The organism is Variovorax sp. GW821-FHT09A10, from assembly GCF_059418385.1.
Genome location: NZ_JBWKPT010000006.1, coordinates 160,789 through 180,197, shown reverse-complemented (window position 1 = coordinate 180,197; position 19,409 = coordinate 160,789). Strand labels below are relative to the sequence as shown.

Genomic DNA, 19,409 nt, shown 5'->3' with positions numbered 1-19,409 from the left:
TGTCCGCCGTCCACTTCTTCTTCTGTCTTGCTCTCCCGCTGGTTGGCGCCGGCGCCTTCCGCGTGGAAGGCGTCAGCGCCGGGGCGCTGTTACTTCACGCCGCCCGATTCGTAGAGGTTCCAGGCCGCTTCGGCGCTGGCACCGTCGTGGATCATGGCCATCAGTGCGCTCACCACCGCCGAGGGGTTGGCGTGCTGGTAGACGTTGCGGCCGTACACCATGCCGACGGCGCCCTGGTCCAGGAGCACGCGCGAGCGCGCGAACACCTGCTGCAGGTCTTCGCGTCCGCCGCCGCGCACGAGCACGGGGCAGCGCGCGGCCTGCACCACGCGGTGGAAGTCGGTGGCGTCGGTGGTGGGGTCGGCCTTGACGATGTCGGCGCCCATCTCGCGCGCCAGGCGCGTGAGCGTGACGATTTTTTCGGCGTCGCCGTCCACCATGTAGCGGCTGGTGGCGGTGGGCGCCTGCATCACGAGCGGCTCGATCATCAGCGGCATGCCGTAGCGGTCGCAGTCGGCGCGCACGCGGGCGATGTTCTGCACGCACTGGCGGAACAGGTCGGGCTCGTCGGGCAGCATGAACAGGTTGACGACCACGCAGGCCGCGTCCCGCTGCACGGCGGGCAGCACCGGGTCGTCCTGGTTCTGCAGCACGGCCCACATCACGCGGTGGTGCACGGCGTTGTAGGGGTTGCCCATGTCCAGGCGCATCACCAGCGCGGGGCGATCGCGCCCGGGCCGGTCCTGCAGCAGGTCGGACTGCCCGTAGTTGAGCTGGATCGCATCGGGCTTCGCAGCCACGAGCTTGTCGATCACGCCGGGCATGTCCTCCAGGCCGTCCAGGAAGGTGGGTTCGTTGCACACGCCGTGGTCCAGGGCGATGTCCAGGCAGCGGCCGTTGTGCAGCAGGCGGTTGAGCCGCGCGGTCTTGTCTTTCGACATGAAGGAAGAACTCCGTGTTGAGGAAAAAGGAAGGGAAGAAATGCGCGCGCTCAGGCGAGCGCGTCCAGGTGGCGCTTGGCCGCGGCGTCGATGAGCTGCAGCGCTTCGCCGTCGAGCACGACCGCGCCGGCGCCGGCGTTCTCGATCGCCTGCTGGCGCACGCGCGCGCCGCACAGCGCCACCGAGACGGTGCCGCGGGCCACGGTCCACGCGATCATCATCTGGCCGAACGAGCAGCCCAGGTGCGTGCGCAGCGGCTCCAGCGTGTCGAAGAAGGCCTTGAGCTTCGCGCGGTTGGCCTCGCTGAAACGCGGGTTGGTGGCGCGCTGGTCGTCGCCCTTGAACTCGCGCGCGGGATCGATGGGGCCGGCCAGCAGGCCCAGCGCCAGCGACGAGTAGCCCAGCACCGCCACGTTGTGCTCGGCGCACAGCGGCGCCAGCGTGGTCTCGATGCCGCGGTCGATGAGGCTGTAGAGCTCCTGCGCCGCATCGACCGGGCCGTGCTTCAGGTACTCCGAAAGAATCTCGGGCGTCGCGTTGCTCACGCCGATGGCGCGGATCTTTCCCTGTTTCTTGAGGGCCAGCAGCGCGTCCATGGTCTCGGCCACGGGCGTCGTGTGGTCCTGCCAGTGCGTGATGTACAGGTCGATGTAGTCGGTCTGCAAACGCTTCAGGCTCTCTTCGCATTCATGGAAGATCGAATCGCGCCCGAGGTAGCGGTACACGGGGTGGCCGTCTTCCTCGAAGAAGTGCGTGCCCTGCTGCGTGTGCCACACCAGGCCGCACTTGGTGGCGATCACGGCCTCCTGGCGGCGGCCCTTGAGCGCGGTGCCGACGATGCTCTCGGAGCGGCCCAGGCCGTAGGCCGGCGCGGTGTCGATCAGGGTCACGCCCGCATCGAGCGAGGCCTGGATGGCGATCACGGCAGCGGCGTTGTCACCGCCGCCCCACATCCATCCGCCCATGGCCCAGGTGCCCAGGCCGATGGCCGAGCATTCGATGCCCGAGGGGCCGAGGGTGGTTTTCTTCATTGGGGTTGCGCTGCTCATCGCTTGGTCTTTCTCGTGTTCAGGATGTGGTCGATGGTCACGGCCGCGAGCAGGATCAGGCCCTTGATCACGTCCTGCCAGTAAGGCGACACGTCGAGCAGGATCAGCGAGCTGGTCACCACCGACAGCAGGGCCAGGCCGAGCACGGCGCCGAGCACGGTGCCCGAGCCGCCCTTGAGGCTGGCGCCGCCGATCACGGCCGCGGCAATCACGTTGAGTTCCATGCCCATGCCGAAGGTCGGCGTGGCGGCGCCGAAGCGCGCCGTGTAGATCACGCCGGCCAGGCCCGCCGAGGCGGAGCACAGCACCGTGACCCAGAACTTCACGCGGCCCACGCGGATGCCGGCGTACAGCGCGGCCTTCTCGTTGCTGCCGGTGTAGAACACGCGGCGCAGCAGGCTGGAGCGGCGCAGCACGAAGTCGCTCACGATCACGATGGCCAGGAAGATCAGGATCACGGCCGGCACGCCGAACAGCGTGCCCTGGCCGATGAATTTGAACTCGGCCGGCAGCGAGAACAGCGACTGCGGCGTGCCCTGCGTGAGCGCCAGGCACAGGCCGCGCACGATCACCATGAAGGCCAGCGAGGCGATGAAGTGGTTCAGCCCGATGCGCGTGACGCAGCCGCCGATCATGGCGCCGATGAGGCCGCTGGCGCCGATGGCCACCAGGCTTGCGAGCCACGGGTCCATGCCCATGAGAAAGAGCTTGCCGGTCACCACCATCGCGAAGCACACCACCGAGCCCACCGACAGGTCGATGCCGCCGACGATGAGCAGGATGGTCATGCCCACCACCACGATGCCTTCGATGGAGAAGGACAGCAGCATCGCGCGCACGTTGTCCCAGGTGAGGAAGTAGGGCGATGCGAAGCTCATCGCGACGCACAGCGCCACGATGATCAGCACCAGCCCGGCCTCGCGCATGCTCGTGAGCTTGTTGGCCTGCTTCACGGGGTCTCCTGTTCGGCGGGGTTGCAGGGAGCCGGCTGTGGCCGTGGCCGCGGCGCCTGCATCGATTCTGGTCGGAAAGTTCATGCCATTGCCTCTTCGGGTTCGCAAAGTCCGGAGGCCAGCCGCAGCAGAGCTTCCTCCGTCATCTCGTCATGGGCCAGTTCGCCCGCCAATCGCCCTTCGCGGATCACCAGTGCGCGGTCGCACAGGCCGATGATCTCGGGCAGTTCGGAAGAGATCACCACCACGCCCACGCCCTGGTCGGCCAGGTCGCGCAGGATGTGATGAATCTCGGATTTCGCGCCCACGTCCACGCCGCGCGTGGGCTCGTCCATCAGCAGCACCGCGGGCTGCGTGGCCAGCAGCTTGGCGATCGCCACCTTCTGCTGGTTGCCGCCCGACAGGCTCGACACCTCGATCGCCACGCCGTCCGACTTCAGGTTGAGCTTGGCGCCCAGCTGCACCGCGAGCCGGTGTTCGCTGGCGCGCTGCAGCAGGCCCAGGGCCGAGCTGACGCGGCGCAGCGCCATCGACGAGATGTTCTGCGCAATCGGCAGGTCCAGGAACACGCCGGCCGCCTTGCGGTCTTCGCTCAAGTAGGCGATGCCTTCGCGCAGCGCGTCGCTGTACTTGCGGATGGCGAGCGTCTTGCCGTTCAGGCGCACGGCGCCGCGCCGCGCGGGGCGCAGGCCGCACACGGTCTCGGCGAGCTCGCTGCGCCCGGCGCCCATGAGGCCGGCGATGCCGAGGATCTCGCCGCGCTTCAGCGTGAAGGAGATGCCGTGCACGCGCTCGTCGTCGGCGATGCCGTCGACTTCGAGCACGGGGCCGGCGTTCGCATCGGCGGCAGCGCCGGCTTGCTTGGGCGGGTAGTAGTTGCCCAGGTCGCGCCCGACCATGCGGCGCACCAGCTCGTCGGGCGTCATGCCTTCGAGCGGGCCGCTGTGCACGTTGCGCCCGTCGCGCAGCACGGTGGCGCGGTCGCAGTGCGTGAAGATCTCGGCCATGCGATGGCTGATGTAGATGATGCCGATGCCCTGCGCCTTGAGGTCGTGCAGCACGCGGAAGAGCGCGGCCGATTCGTTGTCGGTGAGGGCGGCGGTGGGCTCGTCGAGGATGAGCACCTTGCAGTCGAGCGTGAGCGCCTTGGCGATCTCCACCAGCTGCTGGCTCGAAATGCTCAGGTCGCGCACCAGCGCGGCCGGGTCGATGTCCTGGCCCAGGCGCGCCAGCACTGTCGCGGCGCGCGTGTTCAGCGCGGAGAAGTTCATCCACGCCTGCTTGCCGGCGTTGATTTCCGGCATGAAGATGTTCTCGGCCACGGTGGCGTCGGCGCACAGGGCGATTTCCTGGTGCACCAGGCCGATGCCCAGGCGCATGGCGTGGGCGGGGCCGTCGATGACGACCTTCTGGCCGCACAGCACGATCTCGCCTTCGTCGGGCTGGTGGATGCCGTCGATGATGTTCATCAGCGTCGACTTCCCCGCGCCGTTCTCGCCGCACAGGGCGTGGATCTCGCCGGCCTGCAGCGAGAAGTCCACGCCCGAGAGCGCGCGCGAAGCGCCGAAGCGCTTCGCGATGCCGCGCAGTTCAAGCAATGCGGCAGGGGTGCTCACTCGCCGATTCCCTTGGTGCCGCGGCGGGCGAGGTACTTGTCCCAGTAGAAGTCGTCGGCGTTGGCCTTGCTGACCACGGCCAGGCCGTTGTCCAGGAAGGGCACCGACATCGGGTTGGTGCCGTTGCGCTTGGCGTCGTTCATCGGGTCGATGAGGCCCGGGTTCTTGGCCAGGAACAGCATCATCATGCCCATGTAGCCCTGCATGCCCTGGTTCGGGTTGATGGCGCCGAACACGTCGCCCGACTTGATCATGTCCAGGATCTTGGCGTTGACGTCGCAGCACATCACCTTGATGTTCTTCTTGGTCTCGACCTTGGCCTGCGCCGCGCCGAGCGCCGAGTTGGCCTCGGGCATGAACAGCGCACCCAGGTTCGGGTTGGCCTGCGCCAGGCTCAGCACGGCCTGGTAGGCCTTGTTCGGGTCCTGGTTGCTGGCGGCGCGGCCGACCAGCTTCATGCCCGGGTGCTTGGCCTTCATGCGGTTGATGAAGGCGGCGATGCGGCGGTCGTGGTTGTCCTGGCCCGGGTTCTCGAGCACGGCGTACTCGCCCTTGCCGTTCAGCGACGCGGCGATGGCGTCGGCGGCCTGGTTGCCTTCGCGGTCGTTGTCGGAGGTGATGAACGAGGTGCGCTTGGAGTTGGGCGAGTCGGCCGCGAAGGTCACGACCGGGATGCCCATCGCGGCGGCGCGGTTGATGGGTTCGATGAACGGATCGGGGTTCATCGGGTGCAGCAGGATGCCGGCGGGCTTGCGCGCCAGTTCCTGCTCGAACGATGCGAGCTGCTTGTTCACGTCGTACTCCGGCGTGCCGGTGTAGCGGGTGCGAACGCCCAGCGTGCGGCCGAGCTGCTTCATCATTTCGTAGACCGGGAACCAGTACTCGACGCCCGAGACCATCACGTTCATCACGTAGACGTCGCTGGCATTGCCGCGCAGGCCGGCACCTGCCGCAGGGGCTGCGGACTGCTGCTGCGCAAATGCGCTCGCACCGGCCAGGCCGATACCGGCGGCGGCTGCGGACTTCAGGAAATTACGCCTCATTCTTTGTCTCCTCACGTTGACTGGCAGAGCTTTCGGCCTGCCATTGCGTGGCAGACCTGTGGACCGTGGTGTCACGACAGTTGTTATGACAGGCTAGAATGTAATGGCGGGCCGTTTCACCCGATAACTAGGGGAAACGCTACTGGTGACAGTCTTTTTTTCCGCCGAAGCTGTTATGACATGAAGACCAAAATACTGATCGGCATCGACATGGGCTCGAGCAGCCTGAAGGCGCTGGCCCTGGACGCGGGGAGCGGGCGCAGCCTGGCCGTGTCGCGCCTGCCCCTGCGGCATGCGCGGCTGCCCGGCGGCGGGTGCGAGGTGGGCGCGGCGGCGATCCGCGCGGGGCTGACCCACGTGCTCGGCGACGTGGCGCGCCAGCTCGGCCCGCGCGCCGCGGACGTGTGCGCCATCGGCTGCACCGGCCACGGCGCGGGCCTGTACGCCCTCGATGCGCACAACGAACTCGTCGGCGGCCGCGCCGTCGCCTCCACCGACCAGCGCGCCGATGCGCGCGCGCTCGCCCTCTCGGCACGCCACGGCGACCGGCTGTTCGCCGACGTGGGCTGCCGCCCGTGGCCCGGCCAGCCCACGGTGATCGCGGCCGAGCTGCTGGGCGCCGACGCCGTGCAGCGCGGCGAGTTGCACCGCCTGCTGTTCGCCAAGGACTACCTCGGCTTCCTGCTGACCGGCGAGATTGCCACCGACGCGAGCGACGCCAGCACCGCCGGCCTGCTCTCGCTGGCCTCCGGCGACTGGTCGCCCCTCGCGTTCGAGGTCGCCGGCATCGACGGCCTTGAGCCGCGCGCCTTCGGTCCGCTGGTGCCCAGCGGCCAGACCATGGGCCGGCTGCGCGCCGCCGAGGCGGCGCTGTGCGGCCTGCCCGCCGGCATTCCGGTGGCGATGGGCGCGATCGACCTGCTCGCCTCGATGACCGCCATCGGCGCCGAAGACCGGGGCCGTGCCGTGTCGGTGCTGGGCACGTGGTGCGTCAACGCCGTCATCGGCCCGGTGATCGCGCCGCAGCCCGAGGTCGCCGCGCTCGTCAACTTCGGCCGCACGCGCGAGCGCCTGTACATGGAGAACAGCCCCTCGTCGATGGCCAACATCGCGTGGCTGGCCGGCGCGCTCGGCCTGCCCGATGCGCGCGCCGTGGTCGACCTGGCGATGGGCGTGCCGCTCGGTGCGAACGGGCTGCGCTTCCTGCCCTTCATCAACGGCGGAGGCGGCATCACGGCCGGCTTCGTCGGGCTCAAGAGCCACCACACGCCCGCCGACATGGCGCGCGCCGTGGTCGATGCCGTGGCCGCGCTGCATGCGCGCCACACCGCGCGCCTGGCGTCGCAGGGCCTGCCGGTGTCGGCCTCCAGCGTGTTGGGCGGCGGCGCCAGCGATGCGCGCCTGGTGCGCCTGCTCGCGGCGCTGCTAGGTCACCCGGTCGAGCGCTGCGCTGATGACGAAACCGGCGCGCGCGGCGCCGCCCTCTATGCCGCGATGTCGCAGGACCTCGACGACGCGGGCCCCGCCAGCCCGCTGCGCGCGCCCTGCGAACTCATCGAACCCGACGCGCGCGACGCGCGGGCCCATGCCGATTTCAACGCCGAATTCAACGAACTGATCGATCGCATGTCTCCTGTCTTCAACCATCTGTCGGGCGGTGCGTCATGAGCGCGTGGCAACTGCCTTTCGTCCGTCCGGCCTCGCTGGAAGGCCGCCATTTCTCGACGGTGATCGTCGGCGCCGGCATCAACGGCGTGGGCGTGTTCCGCGACCTGTCGCTGCAGCGCGTCGATTGCCTCATCGTCGACAAGGGCGACTTCGGCGCCGGTGCCAGCAGCGCGCCCTCGCGCATGATCCACGGCGGCCTGCGCTACCTGGAAAACGGCAGCTTCTCGCTGGTGGCCGAGGCCACGCGCGAGCGCAACCTGCTGCTGCGCAACGCGCCGCACCTGGTGCAGCCGCTGAAGACCGTGGTGCCGCTGTCGAGCTTCTTCGGCGGGCTGCTGAGCAGCGCGCTCAAGTTTTTCGGACGCACGCCGCCGCAGCGCACGCGCGGCCTGCTGGCCGTGGCCGCGGGCCTGCGCCTGTACGACCTGCTGGGCCGCCGCCAGCGCGTGATGCCGGGCCACCGCATCAGCCGCGTGCCCACCAACGACCGCCGCCTGTTCCGCGCCGCCATCCGCTGGACCGCCACCTTCTTCGACGCCTGGATCAGCCATCCCGAATGGCTGATCCTCGAGCTCATCGGCGACGCCTGCCGCGACCAGCCGCGTTCGGCCGCGGCCAACTACTGCCGCGTGACGGGCTGCGCGGGCAACATCCTCACGCTGCGCGACGAGATCACCGGCGCGCTGGTGCGCGTCACGGCCGACACCGTGGTGAACGCCACCGGCGCCTGGCTCGACCGCAGCGCGGCCGTGCTCGGCGGCGCCGGTCCGCGCGTGATGGGCACCAAGGGCTCGCACCTCGTGCTCGACCACCCGGCGCTGCGCGACGCGCTCGAAGGACGCATGGCCTACTTCGAGGCGGTGGACGGGCGCGTGTGCATCGTCTATCCGTTTCTCGACCGCGTGCTGGTGGGCTCCACCGACATCCCGGTGGAAGACCCCGACCAGATCGTCACCGAGCCGGCCGAGATCGACTACCTGATCGACGTGCTGCGCGAGGTGTTCCCGAACATGGCCTTCGATCGCAACCATGTGATCTACACCTACGTCGGCGTGCGCCCGCTGGCGCGCTCCGACGCCGACAAGCCGGGCCAGATCTCGCGCGACCACTCGGTGGTGGTCGACCCGCCGAGCGCCACGCGCGACGTGCCCATCGTCGGCCTCGTGGGCGGCAAGTGGACCACCTTCCGCGCGCTGGCCGAAGAAGCCACCGACCACGTGCTGCGCCACCTGGGTCGCTCGCGCACCGCCTCGACCGAGTCGCTGCCCATCGGCGGCGGCGCCGAGCTGCCGGCCGACGCGGCCGCCATCGAACGCTTCATCGACAAGATGACGGCCGGCTCGGGCCTGGGCCGCGCGCGCGCGCTGGGCCTGCTGCGCCGCTACGGCTCCAAGGCGCTGCCGCTGGCGCAGCGCCTCGCGGCCTCGGGCGACACGCCGCTGCGCCACGCGCCCGAGTACTCGGCGGCCGAACTCTCGTACTTGTGCATGGAGACCGGCGTCGTGCACCTGGACGACCTCGTGATCCGCCGCACGCTGCTGGCCATCCGCGGGCTGGTCACCGACGACGCGCTCGCCGAGATCGCCGGCGTGGCCACCGAAGCCCTCGGATGGGACGCGGCCCGCGCGCACCAGGAACTCAGCGCCTGCGCCGCCGCCCTGCGCGAGCGGCACGGCGTGCGCCTGCAGCCGGTGGCGGCCCACGAGCCGGCGCCTTCCGCTTTCGATGCATCATTGATGGCCAGCCCCGTCCTCGGCCCGACCTAACGTGACCCTTTCCACCGCCCCCGACACCGTGTCGACGACTTCGCTCGACCGCAACTCCGAATCGCCGCTGTGGGCGCAGTTCCGCGACGCCATCCGGCTGCAGATCCTGCAGGGCGTGCTGCCCATCGGCGCCAAGCTGCCGTCCGAGGCCGAGCTGGGCGAGCAGTTCGGCATCTCGCGCATCGTGGTGCGCGAGGCGCTGGCCGACCTGGTGCGCAACAACCTCATCTACAAGATCAAGGGCCGCGGCGCCTTCGTGTCGGCGCGCGAGCGCGACGAAGACTTCGTCTCCACCGTGCTGGGCTTTTCCGACGAGATGGAACGCAAGGGTCGCTCGGTGCGCACGCAGATCCTCGTGCAGGAATTGCGCGCCGCCACCGCGCAGGAGGCCGCCGCGCTCGGCCTCACCGAAGACGCGCAGGTGGTCGGCCTCAAGCGCCTGCGCAGTGTCGACGGCGAACTGCGCCTGCTGGTCGAGACGGCCGTGCCGGCCGATCTGGCACCGGGCCTGCACCGCACGCGGCTGGACGACCGCTCGCTGTACGACGTGCTGCGCCGCCAGTACGGCGTGCGGCTGGTGCGCGCCGAACGCTGGATCGACGCCGTGCTGCCCGACGCCGAGACCTGCCGCCTCCTCGACCTGCCGCAGCCCGAGCCGCTGCTGCGCATCGAATCGATCGCCTACGGCGCCAACGGCCGGCCGCTGGAGCACTACCGCGCGCTGCACCGCTGCAAGACCAGCCGCCTGCACGTGCAGACGACGACCTGAGTTCAGGCCTTCGCGCTGCTGCTGCTGCGCGAAGGCAAGAGCACCGAGGCGATGGCGACCATCATCAGCGCCACCGCCACCCAGTCCTGCCAGTGCACGACCTCGCCGAGCCACACGGCGCCGCTGAACACGCCGAGCACGGGGATGAACATCACGCTCAGGGTCGAGGCCACCGGCGGCAGGCCGCGCGCCAGGTAGAACCAGGCCGCGTGCGCGAAGCCGAAGATCAGCACCGCGTTGTAGGCGATCGACCCCCAGGTCACGGCGCCCGGCGAGCGCCACTGGTCGCGCTCGAACAGCAGCGACAGCACCGTCATCACCACGGCCGTCATGGCCGTCATCCAGAACGAGAGCGTGAGCGTGGGCAGGCCGATGCGCGTGTGACGCAGCAGCTGCGTGCCCAGCGCCCAGGTGGCGGCGGCCACCAGCGCCAGTGCCACGTAGCCGGGGCGGCCCGCGAAGTCGGTGAGCTCGTGCCACAGCAGCAGCCCGACGCCGATGGCGCAGGCGCCCACGCCGGTCCATGCGCGGCGCGTGAGCACGGCCGAGAACAGCAGCGCGCCGATGACCGCGGAGAACACCGGCATCGTGTAGCCCAGGATCGCGGCGCGCCCGCCCGACAGCGCCTTCACCGCCAGGATGATGCAGGCGTGCCAGACGAACATGTTGGTCGCGCCCAGCCACACCAGCTCGGGCCACGCGCTGCGCGGTACGCGGAACGGCACCTTCATCACCACCAGCGCGATCGCCAGCACAGGCACGCCCAGCCAGATCGAAATCGCGCGGAAGGCCAGCGGCGGGTAGTCGGCCACGCCGAGTTTCATCACCGGCCAGTTGAAGCCCCACGCGAGGGTGAGGAGGACGAGCAGAACGAACTGGCGCGGCGTGAAGGAAGGCATGGGCCGCGATTGTGGCGCGGCCCGCGCATTCGTGCTGGCGGTGCGGCTACAGCAGGCGCTTGAGGTAGCGCCCCGTGTGGCTCGCCTCGTTCGCCGCGATGTCTTCCGGCGTGCCTTCGCCCACCACCGTGCCGCCGCCGGCACCGCCTTCGGGGCCCATGTCGATGAGCCAGTCGGCGGTCTTGATGACGTCCAGGTTGTGCTCGATCACGACGATGGTGTTGCCCGCGTCGCGCAGCTGGTGCAGCACCTTGAGCAGCAGTTCGATGTCCGCGAAGTGCAGGCCGGTGGTCGGCTCGTCGAGGATGTAGAGCGTGCGGCCCGTGTCGCGCTTGCTCAGCTCGAGCGCGAGCTTCACGCGCTGCGCTTCGCCGCCCGACAGCGTGGTGGCCGACTGCCCGAGCTTGATGTAGCTGAGGCCCACGTCCAGCAGCGTGCGCAGCTTGCGCTCGATGGTCGGCACGGCTTTGAGGAACTCGTGCGCCACCTCGACCGTCATCTCGAGGATCTGCGCGATGTTCCGGCCCTTGTACTGGACCTCGAGCGTCTCGCGGTTGTAGCGCTGGCCGTGGCAGACCTCGCAGGGTACGTACACGTCGGGCAGGAAGTGCATCTCGACCTTCACCACGCCGTCGCCCTGGCAGGCCTCGCAGCGGCCGCCCGCCACGTTGAAGCTGAAGCGGCCCGGGCCGTAGCCGCGCTCGCGCGCGGTGTTGGTCTCGGCCATCAGCTCGCGGATGGGCGTGAACAGGCCCGTGTAGGTGGCCGGGTTGCTGCGCGGCGTGCGGCCGATGGGCGACTGGTCGACGTTGATGACCTTGTCGAAATACTCGATGCCTTCCACCGACTCGTGCGCGGCCGGCTCTTCGTGCGCGCGGTACAGCGTGCGGGCCACGGCGGTGTAGAGCGTGTCGTTCACCAGCGTCGACTTGCCCGAGCCCGAGACGCCGGTCACGCAGGTCAACAGGCCCACGGGGAAGGCGACGCTCACGTTCTTCAGGTTGTTGCCGGTGGCGCCGACGACGCGGATCTCCTGCAGGTCGGTCTGCGAGGCCAGGTGCGCCGCTTCGCGCGCGGCGCGGCGTTCGGCCGCGGGGCTCTGCGGAAAGCGCGAGGGCTTCTTGCCTTCGTTGAAGGCCGGCTTCTTCACGGCCGGCAGCCACGCGGTGCGGTGCTTGGGCACCTCGATCTTCTTCACGCCAGAGAGGTACTGGCCGGTGAGCGACTCGGGGTTGGCCGACACCTGGGCATACGTGCCCTGGGCCATCACGCGCCCGCCGTGCACACCGGCACCCGGGCCCATGTCGATCACGTGGTCGGCGGCGTGGATCATGTCCTCGTCGTGCTCGACCACGATCACGCTGTTGCCGATGTCGCGCAGGTGTTTGAGCGTGCCGATGAGGCGGTCGTTGTCGCGCTGGTGCAGGCCGATGCTGGGCTCGTCGAGCACGTACATCACGCCCGTGAGGCCCGAGCCGATCTGCGACGCGAGGCGGATGCGCTGCGCCTCGCCGCCCGAGAGCGTTTCGGCGCTGCGGTCCAGGCTCAGGTAGTTCAGGCCCACGTCGTTCAGGAACTTGAGACGCAGGCCGATCTCGCGTACCACCTTGTCGGCGATGTCGGCCTTGGCGCCGCGCAGCTTGAGCGTGCTGAACCAGGCGTAGGCGTCGCGCAGCGTGAGGTGGCTCAGCTCGAAGATGGCCATGCGCGGGGGCTCGCCGCCGTTCGCAGCAGCCACGTGCCCGGCGTCGTCCACCAGGAACACGTTGCGCGCTTCGCGCCGCAACCGCGAGCCGCCGCAGTCGGGGCAGGGCTGCTGGTTGCGAAAGCGCGCGAGGTCTTCGCGCACCATCACCGAATCGGTCTCGCGGTAGCGCCGCGTCATGTTCGGGATGATCCCCTCGAAGGGGTGCTTCTTCGTGAGCTTCTTGCCCGCGAAGTTGCCCGACTCCATGGTGTAGTTGAACTTGATCTCTTCGCCTCCCGAGCCGTGCAGCAGCGTCTGCTGCACCGAGGCCGGCAGCGACTCGAAGGGCGCGTCGACGTCGAACTTGTAGTGCTTGGCCACGCTCTCGACCATGCTGAAGTAGTAGCCGTTGCGGCGGTCCCAGCCCTTGATGGCGCCGCTGGCGATCGACAGCGACGGAAACGCCACCACGCGCACCGGGTCGAACACCTCGCGGTGGCCCAGGCCGTCGCAGCTCGGGCAGGCGCCCACGGGCGAGTTGAACGAGAACAGGCGCGGCTCGAGCTCCGACAGCGAGTAGTGGCAGATCGGGCAGGCGAACTTGGCGTTGAACAGGTGCTCCTTGTCGGGCGCCCCCGCAGCGCCATCGGCGCTGCCTTCCGGCCTTGCGCCCAGCTCCAGCGCAATGGCGCGGCCCTCCGCCAGGCGCAGCGCGGCCTCGAAGCTCTCGGCCAGGCGCTGCTGCATGTCGGGGCGCGCGCGCAGGCGGTCGATGACCACGTCGATGTCGTGCTTCTCGGTCTTCTTGAGCTTGGGCAGGTCGTTGTATTCGTAGGTCTGCCCGTCGACGCGGAAGCGCACGTAGCCGGCCGCCTGCATCTCGGTGAAGAGCTCGAGGAACTCGCCTTTCTTCTCGCGCGCCACGGGCGCCAGGATCATCAGGCGGGGCTCGTCGGGCAGCGCCAGCGTGGCGTCGACCATCTGCGACACCGTCTGCGCCTGCAGCGGCAGGTGGTGGTCGGGGCAGAAGGGCGTGCCGGCGCGGGCGTACAAGAGGCGCAGGTAGTCGTGGATCTCGGTCACCGTGCCCACGGTCGAGCGCGGGTTGTGGCTGGTGGCCTTCTGCTCGATGCTGATGGCGGGCGACAGGCCCTCGATCACGTCGACGTCGGGCTTGTCCATGAGCTGCAGGAACTGCCGCGCATAGGCCGAGAGGCTTTCCACGTAGCGCCGCTGCCCCTCGGCATACAGCGTGTCGAACGCCAGGCTCGACTTGCCCGAGCCCGACAGGCCGGTGATCACCACCAGCTTGTTGCGCGGGATGTCGAGATCGACGTTCTTCAGGTTGTGGGTGCGCGCGCCGCGGATGCTGATGCGTTGCTGGGCGAGCAGCGCGCCAAGGTAGGCGTCGCGTTCCGGGGAGTCTTCAATGGTGGGTGAATTCAAGGGGTGCGGTCGTCCGAGGGCAACCGGACATGATAGAGGGGCCGGCCCCGCCTGTCATGACCAGGGGATGGACGGCGGCGGACGCCCCCGCCCGGGCCGGCCGGGACCAGCCCGATTTCGGCTCAGGCAGAATGGAGGGTTCCTCTCAACCTCCTCCTTCATCTACTTATCAGGGGCAGTGCATATGGCATCGGTCAATAAGGTCATCGTCGTCGGCAACCTGGGGCGCGACCCCGAAATGCGGACATTCCCGAGCGGCGATCAGGTCGCAAACGTCACCGTGGCCACCACCGATCGCTGGAAAGACAAGCAAAGCGGTGAGATGCGCGAAGCCACCGAATGGCACCGCATCGTGTTCAACGGCCGCCTGGCCGAAATCGCCGGCCAGTACCTGCGCAAGGGCTCGCAGGTGTACGTTGAAGGTTCGCTGCGCACGCGCAAGTGGACCGACAAGGACGGCATCGAAAAATACACCACCGAAATCCGCGCCGACCAGATGCAAATGCTGGGCAGCCGCCAGGGCCAGGGCGGCCCGTCGGGTCCGAGCGACGACGACGGCGGCTACTCGCAAGGCGGGGGCGGCGGCGGTGGTTACTCGCAAGGTGGTGGTGGTGGCGGCGGTGGCGGTTACGCCCCGCGTGCGCCCGCAGCCGCACCGCGTGCCCCGGCACCGGCGCCGCGCCAGGCGCCGGCCAAGTCGTCGTCGGGCTTCGACGACATGGACGACGACATTCCGTTCTGAAACCGGCTCCTCGAGCTTTTCAATGAAGGCCTGCCTTTTCGAAGGCAGGCCTTTTTTTTGCCCTTTTTATTTCGAATTCACTCCATGGGCGGTCGTGCCCGGGAAAGTGCTGTTTTGCCAAGGAAATGCAGCCTCCTTGTTCGTCTGGCCGTTGAGCGCAGGGAAAGCGTTTGACGTGAGCCCCTTTTCGACGGCAATGACTGTGTTCAGAGGGGCAATTCCCGGCGGCAATCAACCCATTGGTTCCGGCCGTTCTGCTGAATAGCGTCGTTCAGCAGCGCATCGCTGCCGGCCGGTTCGCCGCGATTGGTCCGCTTCGGCGCGCGGAATTGGTCCTTGTCCCGCACCGTGCGGCGTCGGAGCATGCAGGCCATAGAACACCGAGACAAGCACGACATGCAGAGCGCCGCCTCCCACTGCCCGCCATCGACCGTCGCACGCGCCGAAGTCCAGGCCCTGCGGTCCTCGAAGATCCGCGAGGTCGCCAATGCGGGCATGGACCGCAAGGACATCCTGCCTTTCTGGTTCGGCGAGCCCGACGAGGAGACGCCGGACGAGATCTGCGGCGCTGCGATCGCCGCCCTCGAGAACAGGCGCACCTTCTACGTCCAGACGCTGGGCGAGCCCGCGTTGCGCGAGGAGATCGCCCGCTACCTGTCGCGCTGGCATGGCCCGATCGGCGTCGAACGGGTGGCGGTGACGAGTTCGGGCACGCATGCGCTGATGCTGGCCCTGCAGGCGCTGCTGAACCCCGGCGACCGCGTCGTGGCCGTGACGCCGCTGTGGCCCAACCTGGTCGAGATGCCCAAGGTGCTGGGCGCGCACGTGGAGACCGTCGCATTGCAGTTCACCGCGGCGGGGTGGGTGCTCGACGAGCAGCGCCTTCTGGAGGCGCTTCGGCCGGGCACCCGCGCGCTCCTGCTGAACGCGCCCAACAACCCGACGGGTTGGACGCTCTCGCGCGAGGCGCAGGAAACCATCCTCGCGCACTGCCGGCGCCTGGGCATCTGGATCGTCAGCGACGACGTCTACCAGCGCATCAGCTTCGATGCGCCGTGCGCGCCGTCCTTCCTGGACATCGCGACGCCCGAGGACCGGGTCATCAGCTGCAACTCCTTCTCCAAGGCCTGGCGCATGACCGGATGGCGCCTGGGCTGGATCGTCGTGCCGCCGGCGATGCTGGGCGACATCGGCAAGCTGATCGAGTACAGCAGCACCTGCGCGCCGCCCTTCGTCCAGGCGGCGGGGGTGGTCGCCCTGGCGCGCGGGGAGGACACCATTGCCCGCACCGTCGAGCGGCTGCGCCAGGGCAGGGACCACCTGGCGGCGCGCCTGGGGAGCGTGCCGGGGGTCGAGCTCGCCGCGCCCGCCCGCGGCGCGATGTACACCTTCTTCCGTGTCGAAGGCGTGACGGACAGCCTCGCGTTCTGCAAGCAGCTCGTGGCCGAGGCCGGGCTGGGGCTGGCGCCCGGCGTGGCCTTCGGCCCCGAGGGCGAAGGCTACCTGCGCTGGTGCTACGCGAGCGGCACGCCGCGCCTGGACGACGGCGTTCGCCGCCTGGCCGCCTACCTGGAACACCACCCAGCCACTCGATGAGGATGCGATGAACACCCAAGACATTGCGGGCGCCCTTTGGCAAGCCATGGAGGACGGACGCCACATGCCGTCGGAATGGGCCGGGAAGTTCTCCCTGCAGCAGGGCTACGAAGTGCAGCTGGCCCTGTTGCACAAGCGTCTGGCCAGGGGCGAGCGGCAGACGGGCTGGAAGGTCGGCCTCACCGCCGAGGCCATGCGCGTGCAGCAGCAGGTGCACGAGCCCTGTTTCGGCTATCTGCTGGAAAGCGGCCGGCATGCGAGCGGCCAGGCCTACCGTTTTTCCGATCTGATCGCGCCCGGCTTCGAGAACGAGCTGTGCCTGACCATCGGCAAGACGCTGCGCGGACCCGGCGTGAGCCTGGAGGAAGTCGCAGCCGCCGTGACGCACGCCGCACCTGCCCTGGAGATCGTGGAGGTCCGCGGTCCGTTTGCCGGCAACCTGGCGCTGGCCATGGCGGACAACGCGCAGCAAAAGGCCTATGTGACGGGGGCGGCCGTGCCGCTGACGGCCGACAACCGCGACCTGGCCGGCGCCAACGTGACGGTGCAGGTCGACGGCACCGTCAGCGAGACGGCCTCCGGCTCGGCGGTCATGCAGGGCGGCGGGCTGCTCTCGGTGCTGTGGCTGGCGAACAAGCTGGCCGAATTCGGGCTGGCCCTCGAGGCGGGGATGCAGGTGATGTCCGGCTCCTTCACGCGGCAGTACCGCGCCTCGCAGGGCATGCGGGTGCAATCCTCGTTCGACCGCTTCGGCACGGTCGCCGCGAACTTCATCTGAGGCAAGGGGTCTCCATGGATCTGGGAATCAAGGGCAAGACGGCGCTGGTGTGCGCCGCGAGCAAGGGGCTGGGCCGGGCGTGCGCGTTCGCACTGGCCGAAGACGGCGCATCGCTCACCATCGTGGCGCGCGGCGCACAGGCGCTCGAGGCCACCGCCAACGACATCCGCGAGGCCACCGGCGTGCACGTGCGCACGGTGGCCGCCGACGTCACGACGGTGCAGGGGCGCGCGCTCGTCCTCGAGGCCTGCCCCGCGCCGGACATCCTGGTGACCAATGCCGCAGGTCCCAAGCCGGGCGACTTCCGCCAATGGACGTGCGACGACTGGATGGTGGCGCTCAACGCCAACATGCTGACGCCCATCGAGCTGATCAAGGCGACGGTGGACGGCATGATGGATCGCGGCTTCGGCCGCATCATCAACATCACCTCGTCCTCGGTAAAGGCGCCCATCGACATCCTGGGCCTGTCCAACGGCGCGCGCAGCGGGCTCACCGGCTTCGTGGCGGGCCTGGCGCGGCGCACGGCGCATCGCAACGTCACCATCAACAACCTGCTGCCCGGCTCGTTCGCCACCGACCGCCTGCGTGCCACGGTGGAGGCTGCCGCGGCCGGGTCGGGTCGCTCGTTCGAGGCGGAGCAGATCGAATGGCAGGGCCGCAGCCCGGCCGCGCGCTTCGGCGATCCGATGGAGTTCGGCCGTGCCTGCGCCTTCCTGTGCAGCGCCCATGCGGGCTACATCAACGCACAGAATCTGCTGCTCGACGGCGGGGCCTATCCCGGGACCTTCTAGGCGAAGCGCCAGCACCGTTCAAAAGGAACTCACTTGAGCGACCCCCAACGACAACAGGGCAGGCAGATCGTGTCTGCCACCGGCATCGAAAAACGCTTCGGCGCGCTGGACGTGCTGCGCGGCATCGACCTGTGCGCGCATGAGCACGACGTGGTCACGCTGATCGGTGCCAGCGGCTCGGGCAAGAGCACCTTCCTGCGCTGCCTCAACCTGCTCGAGGTGCCCGACGCCGGCACCGTCGCCATCGATGGCGAGGAGATCCGCATGCGCCGGTCGTCGGCAGGGCAGTCGAGCCCCGCCAGCAAGAGCCAGGTGAACCGCTTGCGCGCGGGCATCGGCATGGTGTTCCAGAACTTCAACCTGTGGAGCCACATGACCGTGCTGGAGAACGTGGCCATGCCGCCCATGAAGGTGCTGGGGCTGTCGCGCCGCGAAGCGACGGAACGGGCCGAGGCACTGCTCGCGAAGGTCGGGCTCGGCGACCGGCTGCGGCACTATCCGGCCCACATCTCGGGCGGCCAGCAGCAGCGCTGCGCGATCGCCCGCGCGCTGGCCATGGAGCCCAAGCTGCTGCTGTTCGACGAGCCCACGTCCGCCCTCGACCCCGAGCTCGTGGGCGAGGTGCTGAAGGTGATCCGCCTGCTGGCCGAGGAGGGGCGCACCATGGTGATGGTCACCCACGAGATGGCGTTCGCACGCGAGGTCTCGACCGAGGTCGCCTTCCTGCACAAGGGAAAGATCGAGGAACGCGGGGCGCCTGCCGACGTGTTCGGCAACCCGCGCAGCGAGCGTTGCCGCAAGTTCCTCGACAGCGTTCTGTAGCCACGACATCACGAACCAAGAACTGGAGACGAAATGAAGAAATGGTTGTTCGCAGGCCTGCTGGCCGCGTGCTCCGTCGCCGCCATGGGCCGCGAGATCAAGGCCGGGGTGCAGTGCACCTATCCGCCCTTCAACTACCGCGATGCGTCGGGCGAGCTGAAGGGTTTCGAGATCGACATCGCCCGCGAGATCGGGCGGCGGATGAACGCCAACGTGCAGTTCGTCTGCCTGGGGTTCGACGGCCTGATTCCCGCGCTGCTTTCCAGGAAAATCGACGTCGTCACGTCGAGCCTGTCGATCACCGAGGCGCGCAAGAAGAGCATCGACTTTTCCGTTCCGTACCGGGCCTCCACGGCGCGCTTCGTGGGCCGCAAGAACGGGGGGCTGCTCCCGATGAAGCCCGACAACACGCCCAACGCCGGCGCGCTCAAGGGCAAGGTGGTGGGCGTACAGCGGGCCACCACGAACGACAGCTACCTTGCGGGCGAGTTCTCCGGCGTCGAGATCACGCGCTACGACTCGGCCGAGAACATGCTGCTGGACCTCGTGGCCGGCCGCATCGACCTCATGCTCGTGAGTCCCATGAAGGTTCGCACCGACTTCCTGGAGAAACCGGAAGGGCGCAACTACGAGTTCGTCAGCCCCGAGATCGAGGCGCCCAAGTACCTGGGCGAAGGCGTGGCCGTCGGCTTGCCCAAGGGGGCCACGGCGCTGCGCGACGAGATCAACGCGGCGCTCAAGGGCATGTTTGCCGACGGGACCTTCAAGGCGATCAACCAGAAGTACTGGAGCTTCAGTGTGCTGCCCACGGTCTGGCACTGACGCCGTCGCTCTGCCGAA

The 19,409-nt window shown here is 68.9% G+C and carries 16 protein-coding genes; 9 read left to right on the top strand and 7 right to left on the bottom strand.

The window, feature by feature from the left end; genetic code table 11:
- Window positions 1–89 precede the first annotated feature (89 nt).
- The 5 genes from AC07Q9_RS22525 to AC07Q9_RS22505 are packed head-to-tail and all read right to left on the bottom strand — an operon-like array spanning window position 90 to window position 5,602.
- Entirely contained in the window at window positions 90–941 is an 852-nt protein-coding gene (locus tag AC07Q9_RS22525; protein ID WP_070063426.1) for a class I fructose-bisphosphate aldolase, read from the bottom strand.
- A gap of 50 nt (window positions 942–991) precedes the next feature.
- Complete coding sequence (locus AC07Q9_RS22520; protein WP_495311850.1) at window positions 992–1,972, bottom strand: aldo/keto reductase; 981 nt, start codon at window positions 1,970–1,972, stop codon at window positions 992–994.
- Between the two features lie 14 nt (window positions 1,973–1,986).
- Window positions 1,987–3,027, bottom strand: coding sequence for an ABC transporter permease (locus AC07Q9_RS22515; protein WP_495311849.1), 1,041 nt, complete (start codon window positions 3,025–3,027; stop codon window positions 1,987–1,989).
- Window positions 3,024–4,559 (bottom strand): sugar ABC transporter ATP-binding protein, encoded by a 1,536-nt coding sequence (locus AC07Q9_RS22510; RefSeq protein ID WP_495311848.1) that lies wholly within the window; start codon window positions 4,557–4,559, stop codon window positions 3,024–3,026. Before AC07Q9_RS22510 ends, AC07Q9_RS22515 begins: the two co-directional genes overlap by 4 nt.
- Window positions 4,556–5,602: a substrate-binding domain-containing protein gene (locus tag AC07Q9_RS22505; RefSeq protein ID WP_307696894.1), complete on the bottom strand. Its 1,047-nt coding sequence runs from the start codon at window positions 5,600–5,602 to the stop codon at window positions 4,556–4,558. Before AC07Q9_RS22505 ends, AC07Q9_RS22510 begins: the two co-directional genes overlap by 4 nt.
- 180 nt (window positions 5,603–5,782) lie before the next feature.
- On the opposite strand from AC07Q9_RS22505, the gene AC07Q9_RS22500 reads away from it, so the two are divergent.
- From AC07Q9_RS22500 to AC07Q9_RS22490, 3 genes are read left to right on the top strand one after another with little or no spacing between them, the layout of a single operon-like run.
- The gene (locus AC07Q9_RS22500; protein WP_495311847.1) at window positions 5,783–7,270 is read left to right on the top strand and encodes an FGGY family carbohydrate kinase; all 1,488 of its coding nucleotides are present in this window, start codon (window positions 5,783–5,785) and stop codon (window positions 7,268–7,270) included.
- Window positions 7,267–9,036: a glycerol-3-phosphate dehydrogenase/oxidase gene (locus AC07Q9_RS22495; protein ID WP_495311846.1), complete on the top strand. Its 1,770-nt coding sequence runs from the start codon at window positions 7,267–7,269 to the stop codon at window positions 9,034–9,036. Before AC07Q9_RS22500 ends, AC07Q9_RS22495 begins: the two co-directional genes overlap by 4 nt.
- Before the next feature lies 1 nt (window position 9,037).
- Window positions 9,038–9,805 carry a GntR family transcriptional regulator gene (locus AC07Q9_RS22490; protein WP_172438465.1) on the top strand — a complete coding sequence of 256 codons (768 nt, stop codon included), beginning with the start codon at window positions 9,038–9,040 and terminating at the stop codon, window positions 9,803–9,805.
- A gap of 2 nt (window positions 9,806–9,807) precedes the next feature.
- Here the strand turns inward: AC07Q9_RS22490 and AC07Q9_RS22485 are convergent, their stop codons facing one another.
- Window positions 9,808–10,704: a DMT family transporter gene (locus tag AC07Q9_RS22485; protein WP_095743280.1), complete on the bottom strand. Its 897-nt coding sequence runs from the start codon at window positions 10,702–10,704 to the stop codon at window positions 9,808–9,810.
- Between the two features lie 46 nt (window positions 10,705–10,750).
- Window positions 10,751–13,837 (bottom strand): excinuclease ABC subunit UvrA, encoded by a 3,087-nt coding sequence (gene uvrA / locus AC07Q9_RS22480; protein WP_495311845.1) that lies wholly within the window; start codon window positions 13,835–13,837, stop codon window positions 10,751–10,753.
- A 184-nt stretch (window positions 13,838–14,021) separates the two neighbouring features.
- On the opposite strand from uvrA, the gene ssb reads away from it, so the two are divergent.
- From ssb to AC07Q9_RS22450, 6 genes are all read left to right on the top strand, one after another.
- Window positions 14,022–14,579, top strand: a complete 558-nt coding sequence (gene ssb / locus AC07Q9_RS22475; RefSeq protein WP_354345410.1) for a single-stranded DNA-binding protein — start codon at window positions 14,022–14,024, stop codon at window positions 14,577–14,579.
- Between the two features lie 396 nt (window positions 14,580–14,975).
- Complete coding sequence (locus tag AC07Q9_RS22470; protein WP_495311844.1) at window positions 14,976–16,175, top strand: pyridoxal phosphate-dependent aminotransferase; 1,200 nt, start codon at window positions 14,976–14,978, stop codon at window positions 16,173–16,175.
- A gap of 7 nt (window positions 16,176–16,182) precedes the next feature.
- Window positions 16,183–16,953, top strand: coding sequence for a 2-keto-4-pentenoate hydratase (locus AC07Q9_RS22465; protein WP_495263892.1), 771 nt, complete (start codon window positions 16,183–16,185; stop codon window positions 16,951–16,953).
- Window positions 16,954–16,967: 14 nt separating this feature from the next.
- Window positions 16,968–17,747 (top strand): SDR family oxidoreductase, encoded by a 780-nt coding sequence (locus AC07Q9_RS22460; protein ID WP_495311843.1) that lies wholly within the window; start codon window positions 16,968–16,970, stop codon window positions 17,745–17,747.
- Between the two features lie 33 nt (window positions 17,748–17,780).
- Window positions 17,781–18,569 carry an ABC transporter ATP-binding protein gene (locus AC07Q9_RS22455; protein WP_062480462.1) on the top strand — a complete coding sequence of 263 codons (789 nt, stop codon included), beginning with the start codon at window positions 17,781–17,783 and terminating at the stop codon, window positions 18,567–18,569.
- A gap of 33 nt (window positions 18,570–18,602) precedes the next feature.
- Window positions 18,603–19,391, top strand: a complete 789-nt coding sequence (locus AC07Q9_RS22450) for a transporter substrate-binding domain-containing protein (RefSeq protein ID WP_495311842.1) — start codon at window positions 18,603–18,605, stop codon at window positions 19,389–19,391.
- Window positions 19,392–19,409 lie beyond the last annotated feature (18 nt).

Coding starts and splice junctions, on each gene's coding strand:
- AC07Q9_RS22525 (WP_070063426.1), bottom strand. CDS start 941: ATGTCGAAAGACAAGACCGCGCGGCTCAACCGCCTGCTGCACAACGGC.
- AC07Q9_RS22520 (WP_495311850.1), bottom strand. CDS start 1,972: ATGAAGAAAACCACCCTCGGCCCCTCGGGCATCGAATGCTCGGCCATC.
- AC07Q9_RS22515 (WP_495311849.1), bottom strand. CDS start 3,027: ATGAACTTTCCGACCAGAATCGATGCAGGCGCCGCGGCCACGGCCACA.
- AC07Q9_RS22505 (WP_307696894.1), bottom strand. CDS start 5,602: ATGAGGCGTAATTTCCTGAAGTCCGCAGCCGCCGCCGGTATCGGCCTG.
- AC07Q9_RS22500 (WP_495311847.1), top strand. CDS start 5,783: ATGAAGACCAAAATACTGATCGGCATCGACATGGGCTCGAGCAGCCTG.
- AC07Q9_RS22495 (WP_495311846.1), top strand. CDS start 7,267: ATGAGCGCGTGGCAACTGCCTTTCGTCCGTCCGGCCTCGCTGGAAGGC.
- AC07Q9_RS22485 (WP_095743280.1), bottom strand. CDS start 10,704: ATGCCTTCCTTCACGCCGCGCCAGTTCGTTCTGCTCGTCCTCCTCACC.
- ssb (WP_354345410.1), top strand. CDS start 14,022: ATGGCATCGGTCAATAAGGTCATCGTCGTCGGCAACCTGGGGCGCGAC.
- AC07Q9_RS22470 (WP_495311844.1), top strand. CDS start 14,976: ATGCAGAGCGCCGCCTCCCACTGCCCGCCATCGACCGTCGCACGCGCC.
- AC07Q9_RS22465 (WP_495263892.1), top strand. CDS start 16,183: ATGAACACCCAAGACATTGCGGGCGCCCTTTGGCAAGCCATGGAGGAC.
- AC07Q9_RS22460 (WP_495311843.1), top strand. CDS start 16,968: ATGGATCTGGGAATCAAGGGCAAGACGGCGCTGGTGTGCGCCGCGAGC.
- AC07Q9_RS22450 (WP_495311842.1), top strand. CDS start 18,603: ATGAAGAAATGGTTGTTCGCAGGCCTGCTGGCCGCGTGCTCCGTCGCC.